The sequence below is a fragment of the Asticcacaulis sp. P2_C5 genome (assembly GCF_056404555.1).
The window spans coordinates 1-16,694 of record NZ_JBFUDU010000006.1 but is presented as its reverse complement, the minus strand read 5'-3'; the positions used below and the strand labels follow the sequence as shown (position 1 = coordinate 16,694).

The window sequence follows — 16,694 nt, the reverse complement described above, 5'->3', positions numbered from 1 at the left end:
TGGCGGCACGCGTCAGCGTTTAATTGGAAGGTTTCGGTGGAAGGTCGCGGTGAGACGTTACCAAATGCGAAAAATAACCTGTCCTCGAAATTGCGGAGGCTGAGGAAGCGATAATCCACCGCTTTATCAGGGCGTCGGAAAGACCGGGTGCCATCCGTTGGCCATGTTCCTTGCATTGGAGATCTGAAGCGCCGTCATGCCGGTCGCGACACGTGCCTGCATGTTCACGGCCTCGCTCCGAACCTCATCGTTCATCGCGTAGATCTCGGCCAGGTACAACCACTTATAGGCCTCGACCGGATCGGCTTTCACGCGATTGCCATGGAAGTACATTACGCCGAGATAGAACATGCCGGTATCGGTGCCCTGGTTCGCCGCCTTCTGGAACAGATAAACGGCGCTGCCGGCATTTTGCTGCACGCCGTCGCCGGCAAGGTACATCAGGCCCCAATTGACCTGGGCATAGCCCATACCCTGATGGGCCGCCTTTTCGATCCATTCCGCCGCCGCCGCCGCGTCCTGATGCACACCATGGCCTTCATGGTACAGGCGGCTCAGCGCTGCCTGCGCGCCAGCGTGACCTTGGTCGCCGGCCTTGCGATACCAGGCCGCCGCCACAGTCCAGTTCTGCGGCACGCCGTCGCCGAAGTCGTTCATCTCGCCGAGCCAGAACTGGGCCTGGGCGCTGCCCGCCTCGGCCAGGGGCGCAAGCGCGACCAAAGCGCCCGCTAAGTCGTTGCGGTTATACAGCTCGCCGGCGGCGTTGACCTGTTGCGCCTGGGTCGGGGGCAACGGCTGCCATGCCTTGGCAAGCGCCTTGGCCTGGACAAGCCGATCGGCGGTTATACGGCCGGCGATCGCATCGCGCGCCTTGGCGTCGGCATCGTCGAACAGCTGGCCCCGCGTCGCCCGGGTGCTCAGATCGTACCACAGATAGGCCTGCACATCGTCCTGGGCCACACCAAGGCCGCTTTCGTAAAGCTTGCCCAACTGGTATTGGGCCTCGCCATAACCGTGGTCCGCCGCCTTGCGGAACCAGTCAGCGGCGGCGGCGTAGTCCTGAGGCACACCCACACTATCACGATACATCCGGCCCAGTTCGACCTGTGCGCCTTCGTAATCCTGATCTGCTGCCCTTTTCAGCCAGCCCAGGGCCAGGGCATAGTCCTTGGTCACACCGCGGTAGCCGAGAAAGGCCTGACCGAGTTCGGCCTGGCGAGGGGCATCGCCAAGTTGTGCGCTCAGGGTCAGCCGGATAAGCGCGCGGGTATCGAGTTTGACGGCAGGTGTCGGTATGGGCTTGGGCACAGGCGGCCGCGCCGGCCCGTCATAGCCGGGCTTGCGCACCTGAAGCCATTGCGTGGCGGTGGACAGTTGAGCCGGCGTCAGCCGGGCCGCCACGGCGTCGCGTGCCGCCACCACGTCGTCAAAAACATAAGAATTAGAGGGAATGGCCATGACCCCCAATTCGTAGGCTTCATAGGCCTGGACCAGGTCTCGCGGCAGCCCCGCGCCGCCGCGCTCATACAGGCCACCGAGATGGAAACAGGCAAGCGTGACGTTCTGGTCGCAGGCCTTGACGTACCAGAAGGCGGCGTTGGCGTAGTTCGGCGCCACGCCGCTACCGTCCTCGTACATGCGGCCCATCCAGTACTGGCCGTAGTCGTGGCCCTGCCTGGCAGCCTTGCGGAACCAGTCCATGGCGGCGGTAAAGTCTTGGGGCACGCCCTTGCCCTGGTAATAAACCTGGCCCAGCCAGTACTGGGCGTCGGCTTCACCCGCGTTGGCGCGCGGCGTCCAGCCCGCGATGGCTTCGGCATAGTCGCCGTCGCGATAGTCGGCCATGGCGGGGTCGTCGTTCTGGCTGTAGGCGACCGGAACTGCAACTGCCTGGGCCGCGGCCGCCTGAGCCATAGCCGGCGACGAAAGGGCCAAAGCCCCGGTCAAGCTCAAAGCCAATCCTAACGCGCTTACAAACGCAACAGTCCTGATCCGCATATCTGGCCCCGAATACGCGCCGCCCAGTCTGAACGGCCCCACCTCATCGGCGACACTATAGGCAGCAAAATCAGGTTTGGCGATTGGTGAGGACGATTTTCCCTGCACGCGATGACCGAAACTGCGTTTCCAAGTCGCCCAGTACGCGGTAGCCGTCCCGCACCTGAGCGACACATTACGGTGACATGCCAATTGCAGAATTTTGCGACTGATTGGCCGTTATGAAAAATATTTCCCGCTAAGATCGCTGTAAAACGCTACTCTGCTGACCCAGGGGCTTGCCGAGAGGCTAGAAATGGGGGGACAGGAGGACTATTCCCCAAGCGCTGCGTCTAAAACGTTGAGGAATATTGCTCCTGTCACCCTATTCGACTTGCATGGAATGAAGGCTCGGCAGAAGGCTTTCGCAGATCGCATGATGTGATGACAGAGTTAATTACCTCGCGAAATTCCCCTGAACTGAGATTGTGAATGACAACTATGACGAGATTGCCGTAAGGGTTTGGATAACCGCTGCAAGCAGTTGCATGGTGAGAATATATGGCAAGATATCAATTCAATCCCAGCGCCCTTAATTCTGCGGAGAAAAAGATCGTTGCCGCCACGGCAACCGGACAATGGGCTAGCCTTTTGTCGCGATCTAGCGATCCATTGATTCAGCCATCGGGTAGAAAACCTATAGTTCGATCGGAATTTCTTCGGCATTTACTGTTGGGCCTTCCAGTTGAAGGCCATGACCGCAAGCCCTGGTTCATCGCACCCACAGGAGTGCGGATTATTGGAGCGAAAATCAGCGGAACGCTGGATTTGACTGACGCCTGCGGAATAGGCGGAAGTAACTTGCCTGCCCTGGCATTGGAGTATTGCGACATCGCCGATCCAATTCGATTGGATCATGCAGATGTAGAACGCCTATCTCTCAGAGGCAGCCGCCTGCGGGAGCTATCCGGCCGTGAAATGAGCGTCGGCGGTCAAGTTGATTTGTCGTACGTTGTGCCAATGCCAGTCCGAGATCTGCCTGAGCAATGCTGGGTGAATATGGATGGTGCCCGAATCGATGGCGATTTGAGTTGTATACGGGCGCAATTTATCGCACCGCAAAAGCGATCACAGGTGCCTGCTGAGATGCACTATAACTACGCCTTAGAGTTGCGTGACGCCGAGATTACCGGGCGATTACGTGCTTTTTTCGTGACCGCTATAGGCGGAATTATTCTGGCCGGAGCAGATGTTGGCAGTGAAGCTTGGTTTATTGGCGCGACGTTAAAATCGGCGGAAGGTTATGCCTTCAATGGCCAGTCAACCAATTTCCGCTCGAAGTTGCTAATATGCGCTTGTTTGGACACTGGAAAGCCCTTTGAAGCAGACGGGTGCGTGTGGTTGAATGGAGCAAGGATTGCGGGCAATCTAGACGCAAGCGGCGGCAAGTTCCGAAATTATTCTGAAAATGGCAGTGACTGCGCCTTGGAAGTTCAGAACGGTTACATTGGTGGATCATGTTATCTACGCAATAATTTTGAAGCTGATGGTTGCGTTTGGCTAAAAGGGGTGGAAATTTCTGGAAATTTGGAAATGTCTGGCGGTAAACTCCGCAACTGTGTCCAAGATGGTAGTGGATGTGCGCTTGATGTTCAAAATGGTCATATTGGTGGATCTTGTTTTTTTAACAAAAATTTTGAGAGTATTGGTTGTGTTTTATTGTTTGGAGTGAGAGTAGATGGATCTATCGATGCCGAGGATAGTAAATTTAGAAACTCGAATTCGGATGATGATTTTATAACTATAAATGCTTGCAATATACATGTTGGGCAAGACTTACATATAGGGCCAAAATTTTTCAACACTGGAAAATTAATGCTGATTGGCGCAAGAATTAATCTAATTTTACTTGTTGACTCTCTTGATTCATCGAAAACTGAATGGGATTTAACTGATGCATCGGCAGGAACGTTGATAGATAATGATGGTGAGGGGTGGGGTGGGGCAGGAACAAAATTGTATTTGCAAGGTTTTACTTACAATAGGATTGTATTTAATAATTGGTTTACGTGGTCATCTAGAAAACGGTGGTTCCAAAAATATGTGGAGCCGTATAATGATTTCAGACCTCAGCCTTATGTACAGCTTTACACCGTATTTTGCGCAATGGGCTTGTATGATGCGGCCAGAAATTTGGCAAAATATTGGCGTCAGAGAAGCTGTGACTCTCAAGCTCTTATTTGGATTCGATTAAACCGGTTACCTATGGATATATTTAGAGGATGGTTTATAGAAGCCAGAGCTAAAAATTATTCAAAATTTATTATATACTCTGTTGTGCCTATTGTTGTCACAATTTGCTTTTTGATTTTTATTTTTACATTTATTATTTCTTTAATTCTGCTTATTGTGGCCTGGTTACCTAGGCAGCTATTTGGATTTTTGTTTGGCTTCGGACTCTCTCCAATTCGAGCGCTCGCAACCTTTCTAGTTTCCATCTCTGTTGGAAGTGTCGCCTTTAGCTATGCTAACAGTCATGGAATGATGGATGTAGATGCAATGCCAGTATCGGGCACACCATTCATTACTGTCAAACCTCTGCCTGGAATTGCTTTTGTGTCAAATACGGATCCGAATTCAGTTAAAACTCCTTGTGGCGATCTAATTGAACCCACTTTATACGCCATAGACGTCTTTATACCATTCATTGACTTGCGCCAAGAAAGCAAGTGTGAGCCCGGACAAATGATATCGGGCGGCGACGAAATTTCGCAGCCTCCATCAAATCTCGAGAACCCTAAATTTTGGCGTTGGTTTAAAGCATTTTATGCCTTGGCTGGCTCCCTGATAACTTCTCTATTCATCCTGACTTTCTCGGGTATTTTACAAAACCGGAGTCGGGAACAGGGATAGCGTGGCATAAATTACAATATTTTTGGCGTGTAATTTTGGTGATAGTTTATGCTTAGGCTATTTCATCATTTCGGACAAATCGGATCGCGATCTTGACATCGCTCGCAGCAAAAAGTCGGCGCTGCCGCCCGTAACGGCTCAGGTTTTCGACGCCACGAAACTGGATAGCCCCGTTTTCGTTACTGCCGAGCTCCATTAGGGTCTTTCAGAGTTTTCGGTGAAGGTTTACGATATTCCGAAATTGTCCAGAGCATTTTCCGATCAGTTTGTTCGGTAGTCGGTGACAGGTCGTCAAATAGGAATTCTCCGGGCAGGGTGCCAAGAATTGGCTCTAATAGAATAGTTGTGTTTAGATACTGCATAAGGTGTTACCGAATTTCTGAAATTGAAACTAGCGTTTTGGCAGGTGAAAAGGGCAGTGGAATATATGCTGATCCTAATAAGGGCATGATTTTCGTAACAGGAATTTCGAGCTCTGGTAAAAGTCATACTGTGGCGCGCGCGGTCGAGGCGGCGCCAGGGTTTGTTCATGTCAAGGCAAGTGAGCTTTTACGTGAATGCGGTCAGCCTATACGTCCTCTAACTCGGCAACAGGCCATGGATAATCAAGCAGTATTGATCGAAGCATTGCGATCGCACCATTTTATTGGCCGTACTGACATTTTGCTCGATGGTCATGCAACCATAGAAACCGACGACGGACCTATGCCTGTTCCAGAGCAAATTTTTGATGCCCTATCGCCCAGCTTGATTGTGCATGTGGAGGAGAAACTTGCTCGGATTGTAGAGCGCCGCAAGAGACGGCATTTGCCGTGGAGCCGAGCAGAAGCGCAGGCATATCAGAATATGGAGAGGGAATGTTCATTAACCCAAGCAGAACGACTCGGTATTCCTTTTGTAACGATCTCGTCGGGCGACATTCAATGCCTATTGAGTGCGATTGGACGTTTAGTCAAAAAATGACGGGCGTACTGTCAAATAAGGCGTTCTACTTGGGGCGCTCTATTAGTGGTTGTCTCCGCCAAGTACGAAGAAGTGCTGTAATTGACAGGATTAAGACAAATGCCAGAGTTGGCAGCAAAATTAAAGTTGCAATATTAGGCCACGCGCTGATCGGGCCACCAATCGTTTTCATGTAACTTGCGCACGCGGCCGCAGCGGCACTGCCCGCGCCGCCGATCGCAATAACGCCAATAGCATATTTCCACAGGTTGGATATGCTCGCGCGAAAACTGGCAAACGCAAGGAAGTCCTCAACATCGGTTTTGCCGGGCTTGTTAGAATCGATTTTACGCCAGTAGTAGATAACCATGCGCCGGGCGACCTTTTCGTACATACTAAGCTGCTCTTCATTTGCGTCGCCAATTAGGTAGTTGCGCCATAGCATACCTTCCAACCGCCTGACTTTTCGAAAGGTTTCATGCTGCATGAGCAAGTGGTATTGCAGATCTCGAATAAGGAAGTAATGTATACTTGTAATGAAGAAGGCTTTCCGTTCCGACCGAACGGCAACACCTTTAGGGTAACTACGCTTTTCATTTAAACGGAATTCTATCAGTTCTAACCGAGATAGAGACGACACGAAGAACCCTCCATTCCCCGTCACCTCTTGGCTGAAAAGTTCAGCCGCGTTGCCGTGGAGATCGAGCCGAATGCGCAGGTACTGGTCTTTTTCGTGGTCGTCCGATTGCAGGGCATGCTGTCTTAGCCGAGCGCAGAGTGCTTCACTAAATACTATTACTGTGCCGCGAGTACCGTCGTCATTTTCTAACGGCTCAAGCCATATATCACTACTCTCGCCGATGGTGACTTGGTGAATTGTAACATGATGCTTTTCATCTTCAGTTGTTGTAAAATAATCATCGCCTTCATCGGTTATGTCGATTACGCTATTGAATATTGCGTTTAGCGTCGGCCCTAATTTCAAAAGGGGCGAGAGGTCCCTAATCTGACTGGCTTGCAAGCTTGTTGGAACATAAAGGTGAAATCGACGCAGTTTTCTGACGGATTTAAAGCGGAAGCCAATATCAAGAAAATTAAGGTCGGCTGTGTGCTCGCGCCAGAGATTAAAATGCAGTTCTACTTTAGATTTACTTGAGTCGTCTTCTTCGCCAGCGGGAGTTACACTTGGAAGAACTTCCTGGAGCACAGGTACAGGTGACAATTGTTCGTGCCAGAGTGCAAGCGTCCCGTTCATTTTTTCTATTCTTTCCGGAATGGAGTGTACAGCCAGTAAGATCTCATAAAAGCACGAGTTGGTCGCTCTGACGCCATTGCGAGGGGGGGCCGTCATTTACGTACATGTAGGACTGGGGAGGGGTGAAATTTTCAATGACTTCTAACGGATTGTACGGCACGGCATAAATCCGCACATCACCAATCTCGAGCGCATAGGCGATGTCGCGCCCTTCGAAATAGTTATCAAAAAAAGCTCTGGAAATACCCGACTGACTTTCGGTTTTTGACCAGAGATCGTCAGGCGGAGCGCTCAGAATTGCCCGCACATCGAATTCACCGACAATCATGCCTACCGGTTTCGTCGAATAGATAACGACGGTTTGTACGCTTCGATTGAGGTAAGGCTTTCGCCGGAATTCAAAGCGTTTCGTCCTATCAAATATGCGCTCAACATATTCGGGTTTAATCGACAATAAGACGCGCATCTACCCCACCTAATTCTAACATCCTGAACAGCTGATCTCGTGTAATCGGTTTTAAGTCCCATCTTGGCTGTTCAGGTATTCCGACATCGTCCATTAATAGCCCACGGGTCAAGCGTTTTTGAAAGGCTGCGTTGTAAGTCAGCTTGGCGACATAGAGACGGCTCCAAGTATTATATTGGTGGCGGAGCTCTTCCTCGGTAAAAACGCTGCCCTTTAGCGCGTAGGCCAGATAGGCGTCGACGTTGATGAAATCCTTACGCGTTTTGACTTCCTCGACCATACACACCGAAGTTGCTACCGACCGGAAGCGCGCGAGTCCTTTTCCGTCGGAAGTGCGATAGAAAATGACAATATCACCCCTTTTCATCCGATTAAGGAAAAGACCCGATGTGTACATTTTATGTATGGTGTTTGTATGCGACACGTCCTCAATGATACTTTGAGGTTCGTTATTGAGGATGGAATCCGGCAACAGTTGACTATGATATTTTGGATAAATAGCCAAAAGCCACGAGGCTTGGCCTTTAGTATGAATAAATGGATAGTCGGCGCGGAGATCACCGGTGAGTTGGGAGAACAGGCGGGCCAAAACAATCTCAGTGCCGTTCACTGTGGTTTTGGTTGCATGCCGTGCAAAACCATACCGCTCAAAAAGTTCAATCAGACTCTTGTGTATTTCAAAAACAGTTACGTAAACACCGTCTGCTTTTTCTGAAATGGCGAAATCAAGTATTTTTTTAATGATCCGCTCTCCCAGCGTGGTGCCCTGCGCCACGATCTTTAGGGTGCCAACCTTTATCCATTTCGCCTTCGGTAAAGGTGGGACGACGTCGTCAACTGACCCATGTTCGGGCTTGAGATATATGAAACCGGAAAGTTTGTCTCCATCGTCAACGACGAAGACGTTTTCGTTCAATTTCTTAGCAAACCAGACCGGGAATTCTTCGTAACCAGCCTTCAGGCTATCAAAAAAAGGATCGGCCAAATTAAGATCTTTAAACTTACAGAGCCGTAATCGTCTGGACACGTGAGGACCTTTTGTGTGATTCTTCTATTAATGATTGCACGGACTAACTTGGCTGCATAGATGCTTCACTTTAAGCATGGTTTCGGTGACAGGTTGCCAATTGCGGAAATTCTCTAACTTCGGATGGTTGAGTCGTCAGAAAATAAGCCCCGCCAAGTTGGCCACTACTCAATTGCGTAATTGTCCTAGGGAGCTTGCCGAGCCGTAGCGAGCGGCCACCGGTCCGTCTTCGCCCATTTGTGCTTCGACGCGACGGCGTTCTCTAAACTGCACTGGAGAAGACATGGTGCCGGCTACAGGAATCGAACCCGTGACCTGATGTTTACAAAACAACTGCTCTACCATCTGAGCTAAGCCGGCGCACCACGAACCGCGCCTTATGCCGAGGTGCAAACGGATTGTCCAGTACAGTTTGCGGCGTTTTGGTTGACAAAATCACCATGGCAACCGATTTGGGCGACAATAGACATTGTCATGATCAACCTGACCCGTCTATGACGCACACTCTCCTCATTTGAGAGCCTGAAATCATGTCCCGCATCCTTATCACCTCCGCGCTTCCCTATATCAACGGCATCAAGCACCTCGGAAATCTGGCCGGGTCGATGCTGCCGGCCGATGTCTATGCGCGGTTCATGCGGGCGAGGGGCCATGAGGTCCTCTATATCTGCGCCACCGACGAACACGGCACCCCCGCCGAGTTGGCCGCCGCCAAGGCCGGCCAGGACGTGCGGACCTATTGCGACGAGCAGCACTTGGTCCAGAAAACGGCCGGGGAGGCGTTTGGGCTCAGCTACGACTGGTTCGGCCGCTCGTCGTCGCCGCAGAACCGCGATCTGACCCAGGCCTTTTGCGACGCCCTGGACCGCAACGGGCTGATCGAAGAACGGGTCGACAAGATGGTCTTTTCCATCGACGACGGCCGCTTCCTGCCCGACCGATATGTTGAGGGCACCTGTCCGCACTGCGGCTACGACAAGGCGCGCGGCGACCAGTGCGACAATTGCGGTCGCCTGCTGGATCCGACCGACCTGATCAACCCCTATTCCGCCGTGTCGGGATCACGCAATCTCGAGGTTCGCGACACGCGGCACCTGTATCTGCTGCAGACCAAGGTCGAGGACCGGCTGCGCGAATGGATAGGCTCCAAGGATCACTGGCCGCAACTGGCGCGCTCGATCGCCAACAAGCATCTCGACGAAGGCCTGATCGATCGCGGCATCACACGCGACCTGGCCTGGGGCGTGCCGGTGACCAAGGACGGCGCGCCGCGGCCGGGCTTCGAGAACAAGGTCTTCTATGTCTGGTTCGACGCGCCGATCGAATATATCGCCGCGACGCGCGAATATTTCGATGCGAAGGGCGAACCCGACGGCTGGCAAACCTGGTGGCGGCTGGACCAGGGCGCCGACGACGTCCGTTATGTCGAATTCATGGGCAAGGACAATGTCGCCTTCCATACGGTCAGCTTCCCGGCGACCATCCTGGGGTCCGGCGAACCGTGGAAGATGGTCGACACGCTGAAGGCGTTCAACTGGCTGAACTGGTACGGCGGCAAGTTCTCGACCTCGATGAACCGCGGCGTGTTCATGGACCAGGCGCTGGAGCTGTTGCCGGCCGACTACTGGCGCTGGTATCTCATTTCCAATTCTCCGGAAAGTTCCGACAGCTCGTTCACCTGGGAGCAGTTCCAGACGGTGATCAACAAGGACCTGGCGGACGTGCTGGGTAATTTCGTCAACCGGATCACCAAGTTTACCGAGGCCAAGTTCGGTGCCGTGGTGCCGGCGGGCGGTGAGGCGGGGCCGATCGAGGAAAAGCTCTATTCCGACATCACCGAGATGCTGGCCGAGGCAACCGAAGCCTTCGAGACGATGGAGATGCGCAAGGCGGCCCAGGCCGTGCGGCGTATCTGGGTGCTGGGCAACGAATATCTGCAGGAGGCTGCCCCGTGGACGGCCTTCAAGACGGATGTCGATCGCGCGGCGGTCATCGTGCGTCACGGGCTGAACCTGGTGCGGCTGTATGCGGCACTGGCCCAGCCTCTGATGCCGGCAACAGCCGCAGCTATCGCGAAATGCGTCGGGGCGGATCTGCCGCTGAACTGGCCGTCAGGCGATGCGCGGATGGAACTGAACCAACTGACAGCCGGTCAGGCCGTGGCGGCAGGTGAGTTGCTGTTCCGCAAGATCGAAGACACGCAGGTCGCCGAATGGACCGAACGCTTCGGTGGCAGCGAAGACTGACCAAGGCAGAATATCGTTGACACACGGACCCGTTGCCGCTTTGTTTTGTAACAGGGTGCATTTGCGCGATAGGGGGGAGTGATGTCTTGGATGACCATGTTGTTTAACGCCGAGGGGCGTATTCGCAGGCGCGACTTCTGGATTTGGATGATCGGTAAATTCTTCGGGGCCGCGATCCTGTTCCTCGCGGCCTTTCTGATTATTTCGGCCCTTCGCCTCAGCGAAAATGGCAGAACGTTTGCCATCTTAGGCGTCTATTCCGTGCTGCTCGGGGCCCTGGCTACGGCAAATGTCTGTCTTATCGCCAAACGCTGGCACGACATGGGCAAGTCGGGATGGAGGTTTATGATCATATTTATTCCGTTTGTCGGCGTCCTCTGGACATTGATTGAATGCGGGCTTGTCGATGGTACGCCGGGCCGAAACCAGTATGGACGCTCTCCGAAGGGACTCGGCAACGAACGAGCGGCTTTCTGAACCTTACTGCGAATTCACTGGAGGCGACTCGCACGCCGTCTATAATCGTCATCAAGCTTTGGGAGGCTATCATGTCGATTGTTCAGTTTCTGTTCGATTTCAACGGGCGAATCCGCCGTCTTCATTTCTGGCTGTTCTTCCTGTGCCTGAGCGCCGTGTATGGCGGGCTGTTCTGGCAATTCGGGCACTGGGAGGTCCATCACAACGACCACCATTTCGTCAGCCTGGGTGTCACTTACCTGCAGCACAATCCGTTGTTCGGCCTGCTGGGTTTGGCGGCGATCTGGGCCAAGCTGGCCGTGACGGTCAAGCGCTGGCACGACCGCGACAAGTCGGGATGGTGGATATTGATCGGCCTCGTGCCGGTCATCGGCTGGCTGTGGCAACTGATTGAATGCGGCTTTATGGAAGGCACGCCGGGCGATAACCGCTTCGGCCGGTCGCCGAAGTAGCTTGGCGTCTAAGTGGCTTGGCGCTGAAGTTGCGCGCTTTACGGGCTATCCGTTTCGTGGTTAGCCTTAGGCATCTGAAGGGGGAGATTCCAATGACGTGGCAAAATATGCTGTTCAGCGCCCAGGGGCGCATTCGGCGTACGGACTACTGGTTGTGGTCGATCGGCAAGTTTATCTTTTTTATGGTGCTCTACGCCGCAATCGGACTGCTCACTCGCGCGAGTATCGGCGTGGAGAGCGAGACACCTAATCCGATCATGTTACTGACCTACGTGATCTGTGTGCCGTTGTCGTTGTGGACCAGCGTATGTATCGGCGCCAAGCGTTGGCATGATCGCGACAAGTCGGGCCTGATGTACCTGATCCTGTTGATTCCCTTGGTAGGTGTTATCTGGACCTTTATTGAGTGCGGCTGTCTCGACGGTACGCCGGGGCGCAATCAATACGGGCCTTCACCCAAGGGAATCGGCAACGAATCCGCAGTATTCTGACCGCGTAATTCGCCCCATTCGGGAATGTGTCCCGCTGTGATATAAGCTCTCCCAAATGACGAGTCGCCCAAGCGCTCGCACAACTGGGAGGACGGATATGCGTATTACCGATACCTTGTTAAGTCCCAATGGTCGCATCACCCGCGCCGGCTTCTGGGGCGCGTGGCTGGCCGTAATATTTCTGACCCTGGTTGCAGGGATCACCCTCGCTATGTTGGGCGATTACCTGACCCAGCAAGGCGGCGAAGGCCTGCTGGCGTCGCTTGCCGATGATCTCAAACGTCCGCTGTGGATCGGGTTGCTGTTGGCCCTGCCGGTAGCGTGGATGGCGTTTTGCTTGTTGGTCAAGCGCTGGCATGATCGCGGCCGGTCCGGCTGGTGGCTGTTGCTGGCTCTGGTGCCGCTGGTCGGGCAGGTATGGGCGCTGGTCGAATGCGGGTTTCTGGCCGGTACGCGCGGCGGCAACAAATACGGGCCGTCGCCGCTGCGGGGCCGATATGATCATGCGCTGCACTTTGGCGACGAGATCCCCGAAGATATGGCTTAACGCCTGCGGTCGATGGTTAGAGAAGAGCCCCGCCCAGCGCCTTCGGCGGTGGGCGGGGCTCTTTTCTCGAAGCAAAAGGTAGTGGCAAAAGTTGGTATGAGGCTTGCATTCAAACCCTTGGGTTCAAGGGGTTGGGTCATGAAGCTGTTGGTATTCCTGTTCGATGTATTTGGCCGCGTGCGCCGGCGCGATTTTCTGTTGTACCTGCTGGCCTTGACGGCTTTCTACGCGGTATCGTTCATGCCGGCCATGGCGCAACACGAGCGCGACATGGCGGGTTTTGTCCAGGCCTGGCTGGGGACTGACTGGCGCTTTATACTGTTCGTCGTCGTCCAACTGGCGACCATGTGCGTCGTCATCAAGCGTTGCCATGACCGCGACATGTCGGGGCTGTGGACCCTGTCGCTGCTGGTGCCGGTTCTGGGCTGGATCTGGTTCGGCTACGAGCTGTGCATCAAGGAGGGCACCGAAGGCGCAAACCGCTTCGGTCCATCACCCAAGGGCGGCTACCGCAGTCTTTGGTAGGTGGTAAGGAAGTCCGCCTCTTCCCGTCGCTTACGGGGAGAGGACGAGAGCTGAGCGCAGCGAAAGCGATCGGCGCGGGGCGGCGAGCCTGAGGGGCCAAGTCTAAAGGCAGTAGTCGTCCGCGATTGGTTGTTATTCCGCAGAACAAAAACTGCGGTGCACTGTTCTTTATTGCGATAACCAATAGTACGAATTTCCACGGTCGAAGCGACCGCTTCGTCGGTGGAATTGCCCCTCACCCGGCGCTTCGCGCCACCCTCTCCCCGTAAACGGGAAGAGGCGGTTTAAGGTTCAGCGGCTTTCACGAATTTACGGAGGTGTTCACTCAATGCCCGAAGTGGGACTTCGCGGCGCCCGGAAGGTGATCGGCGAGATATTTCAGTGTGTCTTCCATCGACAGGCCGGTCTTCTCCGAAATGGCCGACAGCTTGTCGCCCAGGATATCCTTGAGGTCGTCCGGGCCAACAGCGTGGTGATGGCCGTCCTGCCATTTTTCGACAACGTGGCTCATGCCGTTGGAGACCAGGTGCGCCAGCAGAGCGGTGACGCCGCCGATCAGCGCGCCTTCGATCATCATATGGATAATGCCGTGGCTGTGGTGGTGGTCGCCGGATTGCTTCAGGCGGTGATGCAGGTCGGACATGGCAGGGTCTCCGGATCGTCAGGCAGGAAGATATTGCGCTTTCATGGCTTTCAGCCATTCCAGTCCGTCATGGGCGGCCTTGGGGACGCATTTCAGGGTCATGTCACAATGGCCGGCGTGCCATAGCTCCATGGAGCCTTCATACATCATGCGCAGGGCGATGAAGAGCACGACGGCGACGCCGACATAGCCGATCCAGGCGAACTTGTGCAGCATCGTGGCGATCAGGTTGGCGGCCAGGCCCATCGCGGCAATGGCGAAGATCAGGCCGAACGCCATGACCCAGACATGGTTTTGCGCCGCGCCGGCCACAGCCAGGACATTGTCGAGCGACATCGAGATATCGGCAGCCAGAATCTGCAGGACGGCGGAAAACAGCGTCTTGCTCTTGGTTTTGGGCGAAGCGATGGGCTCGGGCGGCGCCCGGCCTGCTGCAACAGCGGCATCGTGGGCCTTGGTGTGAGCGGCCGCGGCGGCTTCGGCGGCATGGTGGTCGCGTAACTCATGCCACATCTTCCACGTGACCCAGAGCAGCAGCAGGCCGCCGGCGAGAAGAAGGCCGACAATCTTCAGCAGCTCGACGGTGATCACGACGAAACCGATCCGAATGACCACAGCCCCGATCAGTCCATACAAAATGGCTTTGCGGCGCTTGTCGGGCGCAAGTCCCGCTGCGGCAATGCCGACCGCAACCGCATTATCGCCGGCCATGACGATGTCGATAAATACGACCTGGATAAAGGCCAGGCCCTGCGACAGGACATCGGCATCAACCATGCCTTTCAGGCTGGCCACAAGGCTGTTTAGGTCGAAACTCACATTCGGCTCCTGTCGGCGATACCGTCTTAACGATAAGCGATCGGTCGCCGGTGTCCAGAGCTAAACGCGCGCGCAGGCCTCATAAAGCGAAATCGACGCCGCATGGCTGACGTTCAGGCTCTCGAATCCGCCGGGCATGGGTATGCGCGCCAGGTGATCGCAGTGTTCCGCCACCAGGCGTCGGATGCCTTCGCCCTCCGAGCCCAGGACCAGGACCAGCTTGTTCAGTGTCGTACCCCAACCCTGTTGCGCCAGCAGGTCGTGGAGATTGTGCTCGCCTTCGCCGGCCAGGCCGACACTGACATAGCCGTTCTCATTCAACTGTTCCAAAGATCTGGAAAGGTTGGTGACGCGGGCAAACGGCACCTGATCGATGGCGCCGGCCGCCGTCTTGGCCAGCACGCCCTGCAGCGGCGGCGAATGGCGATCCTGCATGACCAGGCCCTGGACACCAAAGGCGGCCGCCGAACGGAAAATGGCGCCGATATTCTGCGGATCGGTGACCTGGTCGAGCATCAGTATGACATCGCGGCCGATCGGACTGGGCGTCTCCATGACGGCGTCCAGCGAATCGCCCTCCAGCACCGGCGCATGCAAGGCCATGCCCTGATGCACCGCGCCCTGGGGTAAAAGCCGGGCAATATCGGGCATCATCAGGGTCGAAACCCGCACGCCGGAGCGGTTAAGCAGGGCGGATGCGGTCGATTTTGCCCGTTCTTCGCTCAAAAACAGCTTCAAAGGACCATCGCGCTTCACATTTTTGAGCGCAGCCTCGACCGCGTGGACACCCCATAGCCAGCCGTCATCATTGACCTTAGGTTTATGAATTTGTTGCGGTTTTTTAGCATGATCCGGGGCGCGCGCCTCGGGGCGCGGGCCGGCTTTTTGTGGCGATTTGAAAATTTGTGCCGGGTTTTTGCCTTTCAGGCGTTTCGGGTCGTTGCGTTCGCGATGAGAGGACACTATAAGACGCGCTCCGATTTGAGGCCTATGAAACGGGCTTTTTGACAAGCAGGGCGTCTTTACGACCAAAGCCTGTGAATCAAAAAGTTTTTTTTCATTTTGGACTTGAGCTTTTTCACGGGTTCGAGTTTAAGGCGTCCGGTTTATGACTTTGTGAGTGCATGGGGGAATGTCCCGAGCGGCAAAGGGGGGGGACTGTAAATCCCCTGCGTAAGCTTCGCAGGTTCGAGTCCTGCTTCCCCCACCATCACTCACATTATCACGACCCGGCTCAGATCACACAGTTCGAGGCCCGGACGCCGCAAGGCGAACGGACTTCGGCGGGTATAGCACAACGGTAGTGCAGCAGCCTTCCAAGCTGAGGATGCCGGTTCGATCCCGACTACCCGCTCCATTTACTTCGCGTTGAAAGTCCTTCGCTGACGCTCAGTGTACTTTCAACGCGGACCATGCGGTCAAGACAAAGCTCGGGGTGGCCCTTCGCTTTGTCTTGGCTTTTTTGCTTTGTCATTTCGATTTTTCTCGAAATGAATTCAACCTTCGCCCAACTGGGCATTACGGAGCCTCTAGAGTATGGCCAAGGAAAAATTCAACCGCAGCAAGCCTCACTGCAACATCGGCACCATCGGTCACGTTGACCATGGCAAGACGACCCTGACGGCGGCGATCACGATGACGCTGGCCAAGTCGGGCGGTGCGACGGCAAAGAAGTACGAAGACATCGACGCGGCGCCGGAAGAAAAGGCACGCGGCATCACGATCAACACGGCGCACGTCGAATATGAAACGGCGAACCGCCACTACGCCCACGTCGACTGCCCGGGCCACGCCGACTATGTGAAGAACATGATCACCGGTGCCGCGCAAATGGATGGCGCGATCCTGGTCGTTTCGGCCGCCGACGGCCCGATGCCGCAAACGCGCGAGCACATCCTGCTGGCCCGTCAGGTC

The 16,694-nt window shown here is 54.8% G+C and carries 16 protein-coding genes and 3 tRNA genes; 11 read left to right on the top strand and 8 right to left on the bottom strand.

Going from position 1 to position 16,694, the window contains the following annotated elements; all coding sequences use genetic code 11:
- Positions 1–126 precede the first annotated feature (126 nt).
- The gene (locus AC1DXO_RS11715) at positions 127–1,953 is read right to left on the bottom strand and encodes a tetratricopeptide repeat protein (protein ID WP_476978329.1); all 1,827 of its coding nucleotides are present in this window, start codon (positions 1,951–1,953) and stop codon (positions 127–129) included.
- 585 nt (positions 1,954–2,538) lie between these two features.
- Between AC1DXO_RS11715 and AC1DXO_RS11710 the strand changes: the two genes are divergently transcribed.
- Both AC1DXO_RS11710 and AC1DXO_RS11705 read left to right on the top strand, forming a co-directional pair.
- On the top strand, positions 2,539–4,890 hold the full coding sequence (locus AC1DXO_RS11710; protein ID WP_476978328.1) for a hypothetical protein: 2,352 nt from the start codon (positions 2,539–2,541) through the stop codon (positions 4,888–4,890).
- Between the two features lie 399 nt (positions 4,891–5,289).
- Positions 5,290–5,853, top strand: a complete 564-nt coding sequence (locus AC1DXO_RS11705; protein ID WP_476978327.1) for an ATP-binding protein — start codon at positions 5,290–5,292, stop codon at positions 5,851–5,853.
- A 25-nt stretch (positions 5,854–5,878) separates the two neighbouring features.
- Here the strand turns inward: AC1DXO_RS11705 and AC1DXO_RS11700 are convergent, their stop codons facing one another.
- The 4 genes from AC1DXO_RS11700 to AC1DXO_RS11685 form a co-directional block, all read right to left on the bottom strand.
- Positions 5,879–7,087, bottom strand: a complete 1,209-nt coding sequence (locus AC1DXO_RS11700) for a hypothetical protein (RefSeq protein ID WP_476978326.1) — start codon at positions 7,085–7,087, stop codon at positions 5,879–5,881.
- A 43-nt stretch (positions 7,088–7,130) separates the two neighbouring features.
- A complete protein-coding gene (locus AC1DXO_RS11695) occupies positions 7,131–7,553 on the bottom strand; it encodes an ASCH domain-containing protein (RefSeq protein ID WP_476978325.1) in 423 nt (140 codons plus the stop codon).
- Positions 7,531–8,538 carry a GNAT family protein gene (locus AC1DXO_RS11690; protein WP_476978324.1) on the bottom strand — a complete coding sequence of 336 codons (1,008 nt, stop codon included), beginning with the start codon at positions 8,536–8,538 and terminating at the stop codon, positions 7,531–7,533. Before AC1DXO_RS11690 ends, AC1DXO_RS11695 begins: the two co-directional genes overlap by 23 nt.
- Before the next feature lie 326 nt (positions 8,539–8,864).
- Positions 8,865–8,940: transfer RNA gene (locus tag AC1DXO_RS11685), tRNA-Thr, on the bottom strand.
- 170 nt (positions 8,941–9,110) lie between these two features.
- Between AC1DXO_RS11685 and metG the strand changes: the two genes are divergently transcribed.
- The 6 genes from metG to AC1DXO_RS11655 all read left to right on the top strand — a co-directional run bounded on the left by metG (position 9,111) and on the right by AC1DXO_RS11655 (position 13,318).
- Positions 9,111–10,826: a methionine--tRNA ligase gene (gene metG, locus AC1DXO_RS11680; RefSeq protein WP_476978323.1), complete on the top strand. Its 1,716-nt coding sequence runs from the start codon at positions 9,111–9,113 to the stop codon at positions 10,824–10,826.
- An 81-nt stretch (positions 10,827–10,907) separates the two neighbouring features.
- Complete coding sequence (locus AC1DXO_RS11675; protein WP_476978322.1) at positions 10,908–11,303, top strand: DUF805 domain-containing protein; 396 nt, start codon at positions 10,908–10,910, stop codon at positions 11,301–11,303.
- A 71-nt stretch (positions 11,304–11,374) separates the two neighbouring features.
- The gene (locus AC1DXO_RS11670; RefSeq protein ID WP_476978321.1) at positions 11,375–11,755 is read left to right on the top strand and encodes a DUF805 domain-containing protein; all 381 of its coding nucleotides are present in this window, start codon (positions 11,375–11,377) and stop codon (positions 11,753–11,755) included.
- 92 nt (positions 11,756–11,847) lie between these two features.
- Complete coding sequence (locus AC1DXO_RS11665) at positions 11,848–12,246, top strand: DUF805 domain-containing protein (RefSeq protein WP_476978320.1); 399 nt, start codon at positions 11,848–11,850, stop codon at positions 12,244–12,246.
- Positions 12,247–12,343: 97 nt separating this feature from the next.
- A complete protein-coding gene (locus AC1DXO_RS11660; RefSeq protein ID WP_476978319.1) occupies positions 12,344–12,793 on the top strand; it encodes a DUF805 domain-containing protein in 450 nt (149 codons plus the stop codon).
- A 138-nt stretch (positions 12,794–12,931) separates the two neighbouring features.
- Positions 12,932–13,318, top strand: coding sequence for a DUF805 domain-containing protein (locus tag AC1DXO_RS11655; RefSeq protein ID WP_476978318.1), 387 nt, complete (start codon positions 12,932–12,934; stop codon positions 13,316–13,318).
- A gap of 325 nt (positions 13,319–13,643) precedes the next feature.
- Here AC1DXO_RS11655 and AC1DXO_RS11650 read toward each other — a convergent pair whose 3' ends face one another.
- The 3 genes from AC1DXO_RS11650 to rlmB are packed head-to-tail and all read right to left on the bottom strand — an operon-like array spanning position 13,644 to position 15,743.
- Positions 13,644–13,961, bottom strand: a complete 318-nt coding sequence (locus AC1DXO_RS11650) for a YidB family protein (RefSeq protein WP_476978317.1) — start codon at positions 13,959–13,961, stop codon at positions 13,644–13,646.
- 18 nt (positions 13,962–13,979) lie between these two features.
- A complete protein-coding gene (locus AC1DXO_RS11645; RefSeq protein WP_476978316.1) occupies positions 13,980–14,780 on the bottom strand; it encodes a YjbE family putative metal transport protein in 801 nt (266 codons plus the stop codon).
- A gap of 60 nt (positions 14,781–14,840) precedes the next feature.
- Complete coding sequence (gene rlmB, locus AC1DXO_RS11640; protein WP_476978315.1) at positions 14,841–15,743, bottom strand: 23S rRNA (guanosine(2251)-2'-O)-methyltransferase RlmB; 903 nt, start codon at positions 15,741–15,743, stop codon at positions 14,841–14,843.
- 163 nt (positions 15,744–15,906) lie between these two features.
- Here rlmB and AC1DXO_RS11635 point away from each other — a divergent pair.
- From AC1DXO_RS11635 to AC1DXO_RS11625, 3 genes are all read left to right on the top strand, one after another.
- A tRNA-Tyr gene (locus AC1DXO_RS11635) sits at positions 15,907–15,990 on the top strand.
- 73 nt (positions 15,991–16,063) lie between these two features.
- A tRNA-Gly gene (locus AC1DXO_RS11630) sits at positions 16,064–16,137 on the top strand.
- Positions 16,138–16,316: 179 nt separating this feature from the next.
- Positions 16,317–16,694: GTP-binding protein (locus AC1DXO_RS11625; RefSeq protein WP_476978314.1), on the top strand; the 378-nt coding region annotated here is incomplete at its 3' end.

Coding starts and splice junctions, on each gene's coding strand:
- AC1DXO_RS11710 (WP_476978328.1), top strand. CDS start 2,539: ATGGCAAGATATCAATTCAATCCCAGCGCCCTTAATTCTGCGGAGAAA.
- AC1DXO_RS11700 (WP_476978326.1), bottom strand. CDS start 7,087: ATGAACGGGACGCTTGCACTCTGGCACGAACAATTGTCACCTGTACCT.
- AC1DXO_RS11695 (WP_476978325.1), bottom strand. CDS start 7,553: ATGCGCGTCTTATTGTCGATTAAACCCGAATATGTTGAGCGCATATTT.
- metG (WP_476978323.1), top strand. CDS start 9,111: ATGTCCCGCATCCTTATCACCTCCGCGCTTCCCTATATCAACGGCATC.
- AC1DXO_RS11675 (WP_476978322.1), top strand. CDS start 10,908: ATGTCTTGGATGACCATGTTGTTTAACGCCGAGGGGCGTATTCGCAGG.
- AC1DXO_RS11670 (WP_476978321.1), top strand. CDS start 11,375: ATGTCGATTGTTCAGTTTCTGTTCGATTTCAACGGGCGAATCCGCCGT.
- AC1DXO_RS11665 (WP_476978320.1), top strand. CDS start 11,848: ATGACGTGGCAAAATATGCTGTTCAGCGCCCAGGGGCGCATTCGGCGT.
- AC1DXO_RS11660 (WP_476978319.1), top strand. CDS start 12,344: ATGCGTATTACCGATACCTTGTTAAGTCCCAATGGTCGCATCACCCGC.
- AC1DXO_RS11655 (WP_476978318.1), top strand. CDS start 12,932: ATGAAGCTGTTGGTATTCCTGTTCGATGTATTTGGCCGCGTGCGCCGG.
- AC1DXO_RS11650 (WP_476978317.1), bottom strand. CDS start 13,961: ATGTCCGACCTGCATCACCGCCTGAAGCAATCCGGCGACCACCACCAC.